This is a genomic window from Acinetobacter sp. V116_7 (genome assembly GCF_056735735.1).
In genome coordinates, this window is the sequence record NZ_JBWZIF010000026.1 from 177,531 (window position 1) to 193,954 (window position 16,424).

17 protein-coding genes are annotated in these 16,424 nt (G+C 39.9%); 6 read left to right on the forward strand and 11 right to left on the reverse strand.

What is annotated here, in order from left to right; all coding sequences use genetic code 11:
• The first annotated feature begins 112 nt into the window (after window positions 1-112).
• From AC1PJP_RS11955 to AC1PJP_RS11970, 4 genes are all read left to right on the forward strand, one after another.
• Window positions 113-1,561 carry a coniferyl aldehyde dehydrogenase gene (locus AC1PJP_RS11955; protein WP_009393251.1) on the forward strand — a complete coding sequence of 483 codons (1,449 nt, stop codon included), beginning with the start codon at window positions 113-115 and terminating at the stop codon, window positions 1,559-1,561.
• 167 nt (window positions 1,562-1,728) lie between these two features.
• Window positions 1,729-1,965 carry a 50S ribosomal protein L28 gene (gene rpmB, locus AC1PJP_RS11960; protein ID WP_000048256.1) on the forward strand — a complete coding sequence of 79 codons (237 nt, stop codon included), beginning with the start codon at window positions 1,729-1,731 and terminating at the stop codon, window positions 1,963-1,965.
• 12 nt (window positions 1,966-1,977) lie between these two features.
• Entirely contained in the window at window positions 1,978-2,133 is a 156-nt protein-coding gene (rpmG, locus tag AC1PJP_RS11965; protein ID WP_003654787.1) for a 50S ribosomal protein L33, read from the forward strand.
• Between the two features lie 151 nt (window positions 2,134-2,284).
• A complete protein-coding gene (locus AC1PJP_RS11970; RefSeq protein ID WP_013199008.1) occupies window positions 2,285-3,994 on the forward strand; it encodes a cation:proton antiporter in 1,710 nt (569 codons plus the stop codon).
• A 35-nt stretch (window positions 3,995-4,029) separates the two neighbouring features.
• On the opposite strand, the gene AC1PJP_RS11975 is transcribed toward AC1PJP_RS11970, so the two are convergent.
• The 10 genes from AC1PJP_RS11975 to AC1PJP_RS12020 all read right to left on the reverse strand — a co-directional run bounded on the left by AC1PJP_RS11975 (window position 4,030) and on the right by AC1PJP_RS12020 (window position 12,993).
• On the reverse strand, window positions 4,030-4,308 hold the full coding sequence (locus AC1PJP_RS11975; protein WP_002114792.1) for a hypothetical protein: 279 nt from the start codon (window positions 4,306-4,308) through the stop codon (window positions 4,030-4,032).
• Between the two features lie 112 nt (window positions 4,309-4,420).
• Window positions 4,421-4,924, reverse strand: coding sequence for a DUF6586 family protein (locus AC1PJP_RS11980; RefSeq protein ID WP_004794811.1), 504 nt, complete (start codon window positions 4,922-4,924; stop codon window positions 4,421-4,423).
• Between the two features lie 81 nt (window positions 4,925-5,005).
• Complete coding sequence (locus AC1PJP_RS11985) at window positions 5,006-5,368, reverse strand: ASCH domain-containing protein (RefSeq protein ID WP_479767023.1); 363 nt, start codon at window positions 5,366-5,368, stop codon at window positions 5,006-5,008.
• A 9-nt stretch (window positions 5,369-5,377) separates the two neighbouring features.
• The gene (locus AC1PJP_RS11990) at window positions 5,378-5,617 is read right to left on the reverse strand and encodes an RNA recognition motif domain-containing protein (protein WP_192835806.1); all 240 of its coding nucleotides are present in this window, start codon (window positions 5,615-5,617) and stop codon (window positions 5,378-5,380) included.
• A 72-nt stretch (window positions 5,618-5,689) separates the two neighbouring features.
• Window positions 5,690-7,669, reverse strand: coding sequence for an ATP-dependent helicase (locus AC1PJP_RS11995; RefSeq protein ID WP_479767024.1), 1,980 nt, complete (start codon window positions 7,667-7,669; stop codon window positions 5,690-5,692).
• 115 nt (window positions 7,670-7,784) lie between these two features.
• Window positions 7,785-8,366: an HdeD family acid-resistance protein gene (locus tag AC1PJP_RS12000; protein WP_416685162.1), complete on the reverse strand. Its 582-nt coding sequence runs from the start codon at window positions 8,364-8,366 to the stop codon at window positions 7,785-7,787.
• Between the two features lie 132 nt (window positions 8,367-8,498).
• Entirely contained in the window at window positions 8,499-9,257 is a 759-nt protein-coding gene (locus tag AC1PJP_RS12005; RefSeq protein WP_416685164.1) for a hypothetical protein, read from the reverse strand.
• An 88-nt stretch (window positions 9,258-9,345) separates the two neighbouring features.
• A complete protein-coding gene (gene topA, locus AC1PJP_RS12010) occupies window positions 9,346-11,982 on the reverse strand; it encodes a type I DNA topoisomerase (RefSeq protein WP_013199013.1) in 2,637 nt (878 codons plus the stop codon).
• Window positions 11,983-12,017: 35 nt separating this feature from the next.
• Window positions 12,018-12,467: a hypothetical protein gene (locus AC1PJP_RS12015; protein ID WP_004794821.1), complete on the reverse strand. Its 450-nt coding sequence runs from the start codon at window positions 12,465-12,467 to the stop codon at window positions 12,018-12,020.
• Between the two features lie 148 nt (window positions 12,468-12,615).
• Entirely contained in the window at window positions 12,616-12,993 is a 378-nt protein-coding gene (locus tag AC1PJP_RS12020; RefSeq protein WP_479767025.1) for a winged helix-turn-helix transcriptional regulator, read from the reverse strand.
• A gap of 99 nt (window positions 12,994-13,092) precedes the next feature.
• On the opposite strand from AC1PJP_RS12020, the gene AC1PJP_RS12025 reads away from it, so the two are divergent.
• Window positions 13,093-14,103 carry a zinc-binding alcohol dehydrogenase family protein gene (locus AC1PJP_RS12025; RefSeq protein ID WP_479767026.1) on the forward strand — a complete coding sequence of 337 codons (1,011 nt, stop codon included), beginning with the start codon at window positions 13,093-13,095 and terminating at the stop codon, window positions 14,101-14,103.
• A 54-nt stretch (window positions 14,104-14,157) separates the two neighbouring features.
• Here AC1PJP_RS12025 and AC1PJP_RS12030 read toward each other — a convergent pair whose 3' ends face one another.
• Entirely contained in the window at window positions 14,158-14,403 is a 246-nt protein-coding gene (locus tag AC1PJP_RS12030) for a SlyX family protein (protein WP_440206708.1), read from the reverse strand.
• Between the two features lie 32 nt (window positions 14,404-14,435).
• On the opposite strand from AC1PJP_RS12030, the gene AC1PJP_RS12035 reads away from it, so the two are divergent.
• Entirely contained in the window at window positions 14,436-16,346 is a 1,911-nt protein-coding gene (locus AC1PJP_RS12035) for an ATP-binding cassette domain-containing protein (protein ID WP_111855546.1), read from the forward strand.
• The last annotated feature ends 78 nt before the right edge of the window (window positions 16,347-16,424 follow it).

Consider the following 16,424-nt stretch of genomic DNA (forward strand, 5'->3'; position numbering starts at 1 on the left):
TTTAATAACCTTTAATAATTCACATGGTTAAGACTTGAACACATAAACTGACTTGACTATTTAGAGTATTTACTCTAAAAAATAAATATATCAATGTATTTGGTAAGTACCGATGAACAGTCAAACAAAAACAAATCCAGAGACTCAGCTTCCTTATGATGTTAAGCATTTACATGATTTGCTTGAACAACAAAAGCTCGCTTATTTACGTCATCCGGTACCCACTGCTAAAGAGCGTATTGATCGTTTAGCTCGTCTTAAAAGAGTCTTGGTAAAATATCAAGATCAGATTGCCGACGCAATTAACCTTGATTATGGCAATCGTGCAGTTATGGAAACAAAAATTGGTGAGCTACTCACCAGTTTGGAACAAATCAAATATTACAGTAAACATCTGACAGCGTGGATGAAACCTTCAAAACGCCATATCAGTGTATTACATCAGCCAGCAAAAGGTTGGGTACAATATCAACCTATGGGTGTAATTGGTATTATTACACCATGGAATTACCCATTACTTCTTTCAGTTGGGCCATTAATTTGTGCACTGGCAGCGGGCAACCATGCCATGATCAAAATTTCGAGTGCCTCTCCTAACTTTGGACGAGTTCTTGAAAGTGCATTAGCAGAAGCGTTCCCACAAGAATTAGTTGCTGTAGTAAATGGTGGCGGCGTTATTTCAGATGCTTTTAGTCATTTGCCTTTTGACAAAATGATTTTCACAGGCTCAACTTCTGTTGGTAAAACAGTGATGGCAGCCGCAGCTCAAAACCTGGTTCCTGTTATTCTTGAATTAGGTGGAAAATCTCCTGCCCTTGTGCATGCATCTATGGATATGAAAGATGTGGCTCAACGTATTGCTGTAGGTAAATTATGGAACGCGGGTCAAACGTGTGTTGCACCTGACCATATTTTCTTACCACGCGGGAAAACTGCCGAGTTCATCGAAAACTTTAAATTGATTGTGGCTGGCATGTATCCGCATTTCCGCAACAATCAAGATTACACGTCTATTATTAATGATAAGCAATACAACCGCATTCAGGGCTATCTTGAAAATGCCCGCGATCAAGGTGCTCGTATTGTTGAAATTAATCCACAAAATGAAATTTTAGATGATGTCCGTAAAATTGCACCGACTTTAGTTACAGGCGTAACGACTGCAATGGATATTATGCAAAATGAAATTTTTGGTCCGATCCTACCAATTTTAGAATATGACCAAATAGAAGAAGTCGTCGAATTCATTAATAGTCGCCCACGTCCTTTAGCGATGTATTATTTTGACTATGATCAGGCACGTGCTGACTATATTGCACAGCATACCCATTCAGGGCATTTCGGAATCAACATGGTGATTACCCATGTGGCTCAAGATGATTTACCGTTTGGGGGAATTGGTGCATCAGGTATGGGTAAATATCACGGACCAGAGGGCTTTTTTAGCCTTTCTCATGAACGTTCGGTGATGTCTAATCCAAAACTTTATAGCCTTAAATACATTCTTCCACCGTTCAATAAGCCCATTCATCGTTTCATTTCGAAAACCTTGTTGCGCTAACTGATCAAGGCATGATCTGTTATACTAAATCATGCCTCGTTTTTACCAATTCCGCTTGTCTTTTAATCGTATTTTTGGTATAAAACGCCCCTTGAATGAATTCATCCGTTTACATTTAGTATGACTGGCCACAGATTTGCTGTTGGCTGAATCAATGGAGTTACACCATGTCTAAGGTTTGCCAAGTTACCGGCAAGCGTCCAGTCGTTGGTAACAACGTCTCACACGCCAACAACAAAACCAAGCGCCGGTTCGAGCCGAACCTGCACCACCACCGTTTCTGGTTAGAAAGCGAAAAACGTTTTGTACGTCTTCGTTTAACCACTAAAGGTATGCGTATTATTGACAAATTGGGTATCGAAAAGGTTGTTGCAGACCTTCGTGCTCAAGGTCAAAAGATCTAAGGAGTCTGAACAATGCGTGATAAGATTCGTCTCGTTTCTACAGCTGGTACAGGTTATTTCTATACCACGACTAAAAACAAACGTACTATGCCGGAAAAAATGGAAATCAAAAAATTTGATCCAAAAATCCGTCAACACGTGATTTTCAAAGAAGCTAAAATCAAATAATTTTAGCCTCGAAAAAAAACGACTTCACAATGAAGTCGTTTTTTTTTGCATTTTTTTTATAGCTAGCTTTTTTTTGTTAAACTTTCCACATATTTCGCCTTGGCATTTTTTATGCTTGTCTTTAGCCTAACTCACGTAAAAGGAGTTTTTAGTGCCGCATGACGTAGATTTAATTGTTTTACTTGCTGTTGGTTTCGGTGTTGCCCTCTTTTTTGGTTATCTTGCAGCCCGATTACGACTTCCCCCTCTTATCGGCTATTTAATTGCCGGAATTATTATTAGCCCAAATACACCTGGCATAGAAGCAGATATTCATCTTGCTAATCAGCTTGCAGAACTCGGGGTCATGTTCCTGATGTTTGGTGTAGGAATGCACTTTTCATTAAATGACTTGCTGCTGGTTCGACGTATTGCTGTACCAGGCGCGATTTTACAAATTGCGGTCGCTACCTTATTAGGGGTTGGGGTATCCATGCTCTGGGGATGGAGCTTTGGTTCGGCACTCGTTTTTGGCTTAAGCCTGTCGTGTGCGAGTACTGTTGTATTATTAAAAGCTTTAGGAGACCGAGGTCTTTTAGACTCAGTCAACGGCAAAATTGCTGTAGGTTGGCTGTTAGTCGAAGATTTAGTGATGGTACTTGTTTTAGTACTCCTTCCAGCTACAGCAGTTTTACTCGGCGGGAAAGCACCAGAAGGTGCAGATGGTAATATCTGGTTAACCCTTGGACTCACTTTATTAAAAGTAATTGGCTTTATTGCCTTTATGCTGATTGTAGGTAAACGTGTCGTTCCTATTATTATGCAGTTTGTTGCTCGTTTAGGTTCAAGAGAGTTATTCACCCTTACGGTTGTTGCAGCTGCTGTTTCAATTGCTTACGGGTCTTATGCCATTTTTGGGGTTTCAATGGCATTAGGGGCTTTCTTTGCAGGGATGGTTGTTAAAGAATCAGACTTTAGCCACCGCGCAGAAGAAGAAACACTTCCACTACGTGAAATTTTCTCAATTCTGTTTTTTGTTTCTGTGGGTATGCTGTTTGATCCACATATTCTTGTTGAACGTCCACTCCATATTTTGGCCGTTATCGCAATTATTATGATAGGTAAAACACTTGCTGCAATGGCTTTGGTTTTATTCTTTCGCTATCCAATTAATACAGCGCTTACAGTTGGTGCGAGTTTGGCCCAAATTGGTGAATTCTCATTTATTTTAGCGACTCTCGGCGTCTCATTAGGCTTATTAAGCTTAGAAGCACAAAATCTGATTTTAGCTGGGGCTTTATTTTCGATAACGCTGAACTCTTTTATATTCTCTGCCATTGAACCTGTACAACGCTGGATTCGCGAGCGCTCTCACTTAGCCCGACTTCTTGAACGTAGTGGTGACCCATTAGCCATGTTACCCGATGAAGTTGATCAGGCTTACTTACGCGATCAGGTTGTCATTGTTGGATATGGTGGTGTGGGACGACGTATTACTGAAAATTTAATTAATGAAAATATTAAAGTCGTTATTGCTGAAGAGAATCGTGAAATCGTAGAAAAGCTACGTCAGTCGAATATTGCTGCTGTGAGTGGTGTTGCAACCGAACCAGGTGTTTTAATTCAAGCACACATCATGCATGCAAGACTCTTGGTGATCTCACCTATGGATATTTTAGATATTCACCGTATTGTGGCGATCGCTAAGCAATTAAACCCTCAAATTCAGGTATTAATTTGCGCAGAAAGTAAAGAAGAAGCCGCGGTAATCAGAGATGAGAATATTGGTGAAGTGTTCTATGCCAAAGAGGAAATGGCAAAGAATATGAGCCATCATATATTAAATCAGATCGAGCTTGCCCATCAGTCAACTATTCATTAACCCATAAAAAAAGCGTACTCAAGAGTACGCTTTTTTTAACTTAAGAATTTAGGCTGTTCGTCTAGTACCTCAGCCTGCCATTCATTTACCTGCTTTTCAAGCAGTCCAAATAGTGCAGCCTGAATCATATGCTGAGCAACAACTGGAGTTTGCTCACCCAAGATTGCTTTTACTTCATCGCTAAATTGAATTTTAACCAAGGGTTCATTCTCAGAACCTGCATTACGCAAGGCGAGTTCGCCACCTTCGAGTTGGACTAATTCCAAAACGGCTTCTTGATTTCCAAATAACTCTTTCAATTGCTGTATAGACATATATTTCCTCCATGTTTCAACATGGTGGCAAAGCACCCTTGCACTTTGCATCTCTTGTCTTATTTATATAGGCACACCCGGATTAAATTTCAAGCGTTCGGGCAGTTTAATTTTAGAACTCGACCATTTCATTACGAAAACCATCAATTAAATGGCTTAATTCACGATGCCATTCACGCAAAATCTTAACATCTGGCAACCAAGATTGAGGACCTTGAGTTACTTTGATAATGAGATTAGAAGAAGTTTCTTCTTCTGGGGTCGGCTCTTTAGGTTCTGGTGCATATTGACACATACGGTAAGCTCGTTTGAGCTCTGCAACAAAACCATCTTTCGCCAATTGTTGCAAAACGGACACTTCTGGAGAAACTTGTCCTTTTGCCGCCATATGTTCTTCAATAGATTTTAAAGTGGGTTGCAATTCATTTAAACGGTAATAACGTACGAGTTCTTGTAAGAAAGCTAACATTGCGCCATGTAAATGAAATACAGCTGCTTCACGGTAAGCTTGTATCTGCTGCACATGATCGGTCTGTTCTGCCTGTTGACACGCTAAGCGCGCAAAATAGAGCTTCTGATTGGTACGATCGGCATGATAACGAGCAACACGTGACATAACTAAACTTTCCTGTTCTAAAATCGCTATTGCAACAGCTATTCTTTAGCTTAACGACTCCATTAATAAAATCAACGTTATTTATGGTAAATCCAGCTCAACTTGATAAATTTTACGTTTCGCTAAAACTTTTAGTGGCTGCTTTATAGGACGAATATTACTTAAAACCCAAGCAAAATACCCTTCGTCCCAAGCAGTTGCACATGCTGGTTCAATTTCATCATTTCGCCAAGCATGAATAGAGTCGACATCAACCAAAGCGACAGCAACTCCCTCTTCTTCATCTGTATCTTTAACCAAAATTTTTTGGTTCTCGACAATTAATAGATCTTTGATTGGCAGTTTTGTAGGTACCCATGAACGCACTTCAAGTGTTTTGATACCTTCAGCGATACGAGTGCCATTTGGCGTTACAATCGAAAGAGCTAAAAACTGTCTTTTCACACTAAAGACTTATTCTTCAGCTGCTTTAACGCGAATTCCATTACCTTTAACTTTAAGCAGATTTAAGCCTTTAATGGCCTTAATTGCTTCACGTGGGTTAGGCATTTCAACAAAACCAAAACCTTTTGATTTGCCTGTGTCTTTATCAGTAACAAGAACACACGTTTCAACTTTACCAAATGCTTTGAATAACTCTAAAATTTCAGCTTCACTCACAGCACGATCTAAATTACGAACTAATATCTTCATTTTCTAACCTTAATTGGCAATTAAAGGGAGTAGCCAATATATTTAAGTAATCACAGTGTCTTATACAGTAGTTTAATCCAGATCGATACCAAAACCTAAATTTACTGCAGGTGAACGGTTCCATTGCTTTTTAGCAAATGGCTGAGGTACTTGCCTATGAATCTTTGCCTGAACCAAATGTGCAGGAAGGTCATTTAGGAAATAACTTTCGATTTTACGACCTTGTTCGTCATAATTGTCTTCTGACCATGTATTGAGATTTTGCTTGGTCAAAATTAATTCATTCTCTGCACGTGTTAATGCAACATACAATACGCGGCGCTCTTCCTCGACATCATCAAAATCGCCCTGTGCCCTTGCATAAGGATATTGATTAGGTGATACATGAGGTACATAGCAGACTTTCTGTTCAGCACCTTTAGCGGAATGAATCGTAATTAAAGTCACTAAATCCTGATCAGCAGCTTTCTCAATTTCAGAAACTGAAATAGGTTCAAGAACATATTCTTCGAGGAACTCACCTAAAGATGCATGTTTACGTGCAAGTTGTTTGACTAAATCAAAGTCTTTTAATCGGCGAGACCAATCTTTAGTTTTATAATTTTGCTCTAGCTGTTCACCTAAAGCATCGAGTGCCAAGCCAATACTTGCTTCAACATGCTGCTGTAATACATCTAGCTGTTTTAAAATTAAAATTGCTTGTAAAGGGACTTTCCCATGACGTTCTAAACGATTGCAGCGCTCTTCAACGTCAACAATTCCCATCAACTCTTGCGCGAGCTTACTTGCACCAACATCACCAATACCATCCCACAAGGTTAAAAAACGCATCCACGCCAAATCATCTTGAGGATTGCTCACAATGCGTAGCAAGCTAAGCACGTCTTTCACGTGTGCAGATTCAAGAAGTTTTACCCCACCAATAAAACGATAAGGTACTTCAGCAGCAATGAAAGCCCCTTCCAGATATCGTGCACTATAGCCAGAACGGACCAAAACCATATGGTCGTACCAGCTTGCACCTTGCTGATGTCGCGTTATTAAGTCCTGTGCAATCCAGTTTGCTTCTTCATACTCATTACCAAATAGGTGCAGCTGAGGCTTTTGCCCTTGCCCACGATGTGCTTGCAGCTGTTTTTGATAATCAATTGGACTGTGTGCCAACAACCAGTTTGATAAATCTAAGATTTCTTGAGTCGAACGATAATTTAAATCCAGTGTATGAATAACTGCGTCAGGTATCCGCTCTTTAAAAGAATGGATATTTTCAAAATCTGCACCGCGGAAACCATAAATCGACTGGGCATCATCTCCAACACAAAATAACTTCACTTTGCCAATCAATGGTTGCAATAAAGCCCATTGCAAAGGATTGGTATCTTGCATTTCATCAACTAGCAATGCCTGACAAAAACCTGCTACCCAATTCGTTAAAGCTTCTGAATTTTGTAAATGAACAGCCACAATTGACAAAATATCGTCGTAATCTAAAAAATTACGCTCTCGTTTACGCTGCTCATAGGTTTTCATTAAATCTGCAATTTGAGTCTTATGCTCATATGCATCTGGAAGCTGTTTGATTAATGCTTCAGAAAGCTTTGTTTGAGTATTTCTCGCATAAGAATATAAATCGCACAGCTCTGCGGCTTTGGGCAAGACGTTATCTTTATCTTTACCTCTTAATAAGCGAAACATGAGCAACTGATCATCACGATCAATAATACTAAATTGATTTAACCCAAAAGCTTGTGGGTTACGGCGTAGTAAATACATACAAAAAGTATGAAAAGTTGAAGCTCGCAGACCCTTTGCCTGTGCTCCCACATGTTGTTCTACTCTCGCAACAATTTCACTCGCAGCACGGCGCGTGAACGTTAAAATCTGGATTTGGTTCGCTGGCAAGCCTTGATCAATTAAATAAGCTGCACGAGCAACAATAGTTTTAGTCTTGCCACAACCAGCGCCCGCCAAAACTAAACAGTTTTGCGCAGACGTAGTGGCTGCTTTTTTTTGCTGAGCATTTAGTTCATTAATTAATTTTGCAAGACTCATAACACATATCGCTAAAACACCAAGACATAGTTTAACAGACCGAGGCAACAGATGGGTCTGCCTATCCTAAAAACAAAAAGAGCACTTAAAGTGCTCTTTGGTCGAATATTATTTTTTAAGATACTGTTTTTGAACTAGAAGGAAGATGTTTAATGGCTGAAGCCAAACCTAGAAAGTTAATTCCCTGAAATAAAATATCAATAGCAAGGAACATTCCTAATACCCAAAAAGGTGAATCTTTAGAAACTAAAATTAAAATACCTGTAGCGAGCGTCAATAACCCTGAAAACAGGGTCCAGCGCCATCCAGTAATTGGCTTAAGTAAAATTGCATTTATGGTACGTATAGCACCAGCAATGATCAGCGCTATAGATAATAGGCTTGTCAGCACCACTGCTGTAGTGACTGGAGTAGAAAACGCATAATAACCAGCCATTAAATAAAGCACACCAAATAGTGCCCATAACCATCGGCTTGCGCCTTTAAAAACACTCATAGCTGCAACGAGATGCAAAACACCGCCGACCATCATGAGTATTCCAAATAAAAAAACGACAGAAAAGGTCGCAAATGGTAATGAACTAAATAAAATCAGGCCAAAACCAATAAGCACAAAGCCCAATATCAAATACCATTTACGGTCAGCATGTAACTGATTACGTACTAAATCATTACCTACAGTTTTCATCATGATCATGGCTACTCTTATTATCAGGTATTAGAATTTCATCTACCTAATAATAGTGATGCACTTCACATTTTTTGTCTGTATAAAATCTGCATCGTTTCTTAACAATTGATGTGGATAAAGCAGTATTTATCCACAGTTTTATTTCACCCAGCCAATTTCTTGAGCTGTAGGTAAACCTATTATTGTTTCATGTAAGCCATTCGGCATTTTATTGCTCTGCTCAGACAAAGGCGTTCGACCACCCATGATTTCGGCATTAGTTTGTGGATATAGAGGCACTTTTTCAGGTTGAGCATAACCTAAAGGGTAAATAGGTTGTCCTGTTTTTAAATCATATTTGTCTTGTGCCCCAAAGCCATGTAATAGCTCATGAACAATCACAACCTGATTTTGTGAAGCTTGTGTCTTGGTCGCAAATAAATTCACACTACCAATACGACCTTTTTCTAAAGCAGTTGAATGGATTAAGACTTTTTGGTAGTTAGGATCATAATAATTTAAATAAAGTTTAAGTGATGCTCCACTGTCTTCAGGTTGTTTTTGTCGCCATGCATAGAAACGAAATTTTAAGCTCCACCACATAACCTGCAAAATATTGGCATTTTGAGGAACCTCGGGTGGTCGTTGCTGCAACTGTTGTCCTAAGCGAATTATAAAGTTTACTGATTGCCCGCGATAATGCTGTGACCACTCACTTAAATAGTTATTAATTGCCCAAAAATCTTCATTTTTCAACTGATGAATATAGGCCTGTGTTGTCTCTAAACCATCTGTATTAATAGGATGCAAAACAACCACAACTGGCCGATTCCAATCTTGATTTTGATCTCGCCATGCTTGAACAGCAACAATCAATAAAATAATTAATAAACATAAAACCCGAATGTTTTTCCACATTCTTATTCCCCATAAAATTAAAATTTTCTTTTATTGTTTTAGACATAAAAAATGCTAGCTGAGCTAGCATTTTTTATGTTGGACTTGATTAGCCCTCAACCCATTTACCATCTTGGTAAACTAGACTCCATTTAGTTTGTTTACCTTCTGGGGTTTCTGAACCGACATATTGTGATTGATTCTTACGACTGAATTTCACAATTGTTGGATTACCTTCAGGGTCTACATCTGGCGCTTGTAAAATAAATTGATATTTTGGATCAAGCTGAGCTGCCACACTACGTAACTCTGCAACTTTTGGTGCACGTGTTTCACGAATTTTCGGGAATTTACTCGCTGCCAAGAATAAGCCAGCTGCACCGTCACGCAACACAAAGAAGTCATCATGTTTCGCTGAACGTAAATGTTCCATCTTGATCGGTTCTACACGTGGAGGTGCAGGTTGACCACTTTTCAAGACCTTACGGGTATTGTCACAGCTTGTACAAGCGAAATACGGGCCAAAACGACCAGTCTTAAGCTGCATTTCACCATCACATTTATCACATGGGATCGTTGGCCCATCATAACCCTTAATCTTGAACTCACCTTCTTCAAGCTCAAAACCATCGCAGTCAGGGTTATTACCACATACGTGTAATTTACGACCACCATCAATCACATAGCTGTCCATGGCAGTGCCACATTTTGCACAGCGATGCTTTGACATCAAGTCAGCAGTTTCAGCACCATCATCATCAGATAGTGCAGCCAAAGACTCAACAGGTGTTAAGTTCAATGTACCCTTACAACGCTCTTTAGGCGGCAAGTTATAGCCAGAACATCCTAAGAATACACCTGTTGTACCCGTACGAATTTGCATTGGACGTGAGCATTCAGGGCAATGTACAGCTGGTACTTCAACTGGTTGGTTACGGCGCATGCCATGCTCGCCTTGAGCATTGGTAAGACGTTTCTTAAAGTCGCCGTAGAAAGTATCGAGTAACTCTTTCCAGTTACGCTCGCCTGTTGCAACTTTATCAAGCTGTCCTTCAAGGTCTGCCGTAAACGCATAGTTCATCAAGTTATTAAAACTTTCATCAAGACGATCCGTCACAATCTCACCCATTTTTTCGGCGAAAAGACGACGGTTTTCTAACTTAACGTAACCACGTTCCTGAATAGTAGAAATAATCGCTGCATAAGTCGAAGGACGACCAATACTACGTTTTTCAAGCTCTTTAACTAAAGATGCTTCAGTAAAACGTGCAGGTGGTTTAGTAAAGTGCTGACTTGGATCTAACTTTTCTAACTTTAAAATTTCGCCTACTTTAATAGCAGGTAAAATAATATCGTCATCTGACTTATTCGCGCCACGTACTTTAGTGAAACCTTCAAATACAAGCGTACGGCCTTTCGCCTTTAGCTCAACATTCGCTGCTTCAACAATCAACGTAGAAGACAAATATTCTGCTGGTGTCATTTGACACGCAACAAACTGACGCCAGATCAAATCATAGAGACGCTGAGCATCACGCTCTACACCCGCAAGCTGATCACCTGTAAGTGCAACATTTGACGGACGAATCGCTTCATGGGCTTCTTGAGCACCCGCTTTGTTCCCATAGCGGTTTGGCTTTGCCGGTAAATATTTTTCACCATATTGGCTTTCAATATGGGCACGTACCATGCTTACTGCATCATCACTCAAGAAAGTTGAGTCAGTACGCATATAGGTAATAAAACCAGCTTCATATAAACGCTGAGCTAACATCATGGTTTTCTTCACAGAAAAGCCTAAACGTGTACTCGCAGCCTGTTGCAGAGTTGAAGTAATATAAGGTGCACTTGGATTAACCTTAGTTGGTTTATCTTCACGCTGTGCAACTTTATATTCAGCACCTTTTAAAACATCTAATAAAGCATCAGTTTCAGCTTTATTTTTCAGTTTAAGGGTTTTACCAGCCTGTCTAAATGCTTCAAGACGAATGTCATCTTTTTTCGCTTGAGTATCTGCAAAAACTTGCCAATATTCTTCTGGAATAAAAGCACGAATTTCTCGCTCACGTTCTACAACCAGTTTCACTGCTACTGACTGCACACGTCCAGCTGATAAACCACGGGCAATTTTTTCCCAAAGTAATGGCGAAACCATAAAGCCCACGACACGGTCTAAGAAACGGCGTGCTTGCTGAGCATTTACACGGTTTAAATCTAGACGTGTTGGCTGTTTAAATGCTTCTTGAATGGCATTTTTAGTAATTTCGTTAAATACCACGCGGTGATAACGGCTATCATCGCCACCAATCACTTCTCTTAGGTGCCAAGCAATAGCTTCCCCTTCTCTATCCAAGTCCGTTGCGAGATAGATTGCATCGGCATCTTTGGCGAGTTTTTTGAGTTCAGCTACAACATTTTCTTTACCAGGCAGAACTTCGTAATGAGCTTCCCAACCATGCTCAGGATCAACGCCCATACGATTAACTAAAGCCTGACTAGCTTTTTGTTCTTTTTCGGCTTCGGTGAGTTTAGTCCGGGCAGCCGGCTTTTTCTCTGTTGATTTACTGCCACCTGTTGGCAAGTCACGTACGTGACCTACAGAAGACTTTACAATGAATTGCGAACCCAAATATTTATTGATGGTTTTCGCTTTGGCAGGCGACTCCACAATCACTAAGGCACGTTTATGTGCAGCAGGTGCAGTAGATGCTGTGCTTTGAGATGCAGAGCGCGAGGTATTCGCCATATAAAATGTTATTCCTATACCAATAAATTTAAAAATCAGGCTTTAGCCAAGGTCAACAGATAAGCCTTCATCTCATCTAATTGTGTTGCTCTTAGGTCCGATTCCTCATCCCAATAAAGCCCTACACAGTTTGCCTGCATATCAATAGCATAAATCCCTTTTAATGCAATGGGAGAATCATTAAATTTCTCATCGCCCTGAACCACTTTTAACTTGCCGTCTATAACACGAGCACGCATTAAAGATAAACGGGCATCAGGAATCAATACACTATAATAAGCAACCATGCTGGCACGTTTTTCAGTAGCCATTGGGACATGTGTCCATTCAGGTGCAACAATTACACGTGGATGTAACCCTATTTTTCGGGCTTTATCACGCATAATACCAAGTGCCTTTTCACGTGGACTCACTCTTAAACCAAAAATGGAGCCTAGTACGAAAAGAACAATGATAACGGTAACCCAAATTCCCATATTGTCCATAGCAAAACCTATTAATCTCTTTTATTAGAGTTGCATAAGCTGACCAGAAAACGCAAGTTACATCAGAAAAATAATGCCCGATAAGATCGCAAGACCCAAAATATCGGTATTTCACGGTGCAAATTGCAATGTTGTCACTCAAAGATAGTTAAGAGTTCTGACCATCCTTAACAAGCGTCAACTTTCCAAATCGGTCGATATGGGCATCACCCCACAGTTTTAAAGCAAATAAAATTTGCTCAAGACTTTGCCCTAATTCGGTCAGGCAATATTCCACTTTAGGTGGGACCTGAGGATAAACTTCCCGATGAATAATTCCGTCTTGCTCTAACTCACGTAACTGATTTGTCAGCATTCTTTGAGTAATGCTTGGAACACGCTTTCGAATTTCATTAAACCGTAAGGTGCCTTCATTAAATAAATGCCAAAGAATGACGCATTTCCACTTTCCGTCAATCAAACTAATGGCCGCCTCCACTGAACAACCTGGAGAGCAATCAAAACTTATATGTCGTAGTTTTGCCATTTTACAGTATCCTTTTTGACACTATGAGCGTTATTTGTCTGTAGTCACTAAATTTAAGCTTACGTTATGATCAAACTCTCAACAAGAGGAATTATGATTATGAAAGCTGTGGCATATCAAAAAGCAGGTCCCATTACGTCACCAGAAGCACTCGTTAATATTGAACTCGACACTCCCGTTGCAGAAGGTCGTGATTTACTTGTTCGTATTCAGGCGATTTCAGTTAATCCGGTTGATACAAAAATTCGCAACAATGTAAATCCAGAAAATAATCAGTGGAAAACTCTTGGTTGGGATGCAGTAGGCATCGTTGAAGCGATTGGAGATCAAGTGTCGCAATTTAAAGTCGGAGATGCAGTCTGGTATGCAGGTGCACTCAATCGCCAAGGCAGTAATAGTGAATTGCAATTGGTTGATGAACGTATTGTGGGGCATAAACCAAAAACTTTAGAAGCAACTGAAGCAGCGGCTCTTCCTTTAACTGCTATCACGGCATGGGAAATGCTATTTGATCGGTTACAAGTACCCAAAGCTGCTCCAGAAAATACATCAATATTAGTAATTGGCGGAGCTGGTGGTGTAGGTTCAATCACCATTCAACTTCTTAAGCAGCTGACTAACCTAACAATTATTGCAACAGCTTCACGAGCAGAAACTCAAGAATGGGTTAAGCAACTTGGAGCAGATTATGTGTTAGATCACCGTCAACCTTTAGCACCCCAAATCAAGCAATTAGGCTTAACTGCACCTTTATATGTATTCTCAACCACTCAAACAGATCAGCATTTATCAGATGTCGTAGAGTTGATTGCGCCACAAGGTCATTTTGGCTTAATTGATGATCCAGCACAGTTAGATATTAAGCCTTTCAAATCGAAGTCAGTATCGGTGCATTGGGAGTTTATGTTTACACGTTCACTGTTCCAGACCGAAGATATGCAAAAACAAAGTGAACTATTAAATGAAGTCAGCAAACTGGTTGATGAAGGAAGAATCAAGACGACTGTAACCGAGGTTATAAGTCCAGTTAATGCTGAAAATTTAAAACGAGTTCATCAACAAATTGAAAGCGGCACAACAAAAGGGAAAATCGTATTACATGGTTTTTAAGTAAAAGTGAAGATATTCCCTAATAAAATGGCAAGTGTTGAACTTGCCATTTTATTAATAGTGAGGAGGTTTATTGGTTAATGGGTCAAAAGCGGCAATACCTTCTGATAAATCCGATGATTCCACACGTTGATAAAGAAATTGCATTTGTTTTTTTAAATCAGCTATTTCTTGGGTCTGAATAGCGAGTTGTTGATTTAATTCTTCAACTAAATCATCCAAAAATGTAATTCGCACTTGCAAATCTTCAATGGGTGCGGACAATGACGCTTGATCATCATGATATGGTGGTTTAGTCATTTAAATCCTCATTTGAGATTCTGGAAAACATTATGGCCTATATTACCCTAAGGGATGTCCAACTTGCCTTTGGCGGACCTGCCCTACTCGATGGCGCGAACTTTAATCTAGAACGTGGCGAACGAGTCTGTTTAATTGGGCGTAATGGTGAAGGTAAGTCTACTTTACTTAAACTGATCGAGGGAAGCCTATTACCAGATTCTGGTGAAGTTTCCATTCAAAATGGTCTAACTGTTTCAATGTTAGCCCAAGACGTTCCAATGGATTCTGGCAAAGTAGCTGACATTGTGGCAGATGGTGCAGGCGAAGCTTCTGAAGTACTCAGAGCTTATCATGAAGCGACCGACGCTTGTATGTTAGGAGATATGGAAGCCTGTGATCGCATGGGTAACCTTCAGCATAAGCTAGACCAACTAGATGGTTGGGCATTAGAAAATAAGGTAAATGCTCTTTTAAGTAAAATGGGGCTTGATCCAAATGCAGACTTAGCAGACCTGTCAGGTGGACGTAAACGCCGTGTATTACTTGCACGTGCTCTTTTAACACAGCCAGACGTATTACTTCTAGACGAACCAACGAACCATTTAGATGTTGAAAGTATTGAATGGTTAGAAAAATTCTTACTCGATCAAAATAATTTAACACTTCTATTTATTTCGCATGACCGTTCTTTTGTAGATAGCATTGCAACTCGAATTGTGGAACTCGACCGCGGTATTTTACGAGGTTATGAAGGCAATTATTCTCGCTATTTAGAGCTAAAAGCTCAGCAAATGGAAGCAGAAGAAAAACAGAATGCTTTATTTGATAAAAAGTTAGCTGAAGAAGAGGCTTGGATTCGCCAAGGTATTAAAGCACGTCGTACCCGTAATGAAGGCCGTGTTCGTGCTTTAAAAGCTTTACGTGAAGAATCGAAAGCACGCCGCTCACAACAAGGTAAAGTGAGTATGGCAACTCAAGATGCGAATCGTTCAGGTAAATTAGTATTTGATATCGAACATTTAAGCGTTGCTTACGATGATAACTTACTGATCAAAGATTTCTCTACCCTTGTCATGCGTGGTGATCGTATTGGTCTGGTAGGTGATAACGGCGTTGGTAAAACTACGTTGATTAAAGCCATTTTAGGTGAAATCGAACATGGCGGTTCAGTTAAAACAGGTACACAGTTAGAAGTTGCCTATTTTGACCAATTACGTAATGCCTTAGACCTTGAAAAAACGGTAATGGCAAACGTTTCAGAAGGCTCTGACTTCGTTGATGTAAATGGCAACCGTCGTCATATCTACAGCTACCTTCAAGACTTCTTATTTTCACCTGAACGTGCTCGTACTCCAGTAAAAGCACTTTCTGGTGGTGAGCGAAATCGAATCTTACTGGCTAAATTGCTACTCAAACCATCGAATCTAATTGTAATGGATGAGCCAACCAATGACTTGGATATGGTGACTCTAGAGCTTCTAGAAGAAATGTTGTCTGATTACAAAGGCACGTTGCTTCTCATTAGCCATGACCGTGCATTTATGGATAACGTAGTAACATCTACGTGGGTATTTGATGGTAAAGGCAATATTGCAGAATACATCGGTGGCTACCAAGACTATTTGCAGCAACGTCCAGATGACAAAGTAGTCGATCAAAAATCTGATGTTAAAAAAGCTCAGGCGAAAGCTGAAGCGGAAAAAGCTGCTGCCCAAAGTACCGTTAAAAAGGTCAAACTGAGTTATAAAGATCAGCGTGAACTTGAACAATTACCCGCTGAAATTGAAAACTTAGAAAAGGAACAAGCAGAACTTTCTGAGAAACTTGCAGATGGTTCATGGTTTGTTAAAGATGCAGATGCTGCGACACAAGCAAGCCAACGCCTAGCAGAAATTGAAGAATTACTGCTTGAAAAATTGGAACGTTGGGACGTGCTTGAACAAATGAGCAAAGGAAACTAATTCGTTTTACTTTCCTAAAAAGACCCTAAAAAAAGAGCCTTCTTAAATTAAGCAGGCTCTTTTTTATATTGTGAATAT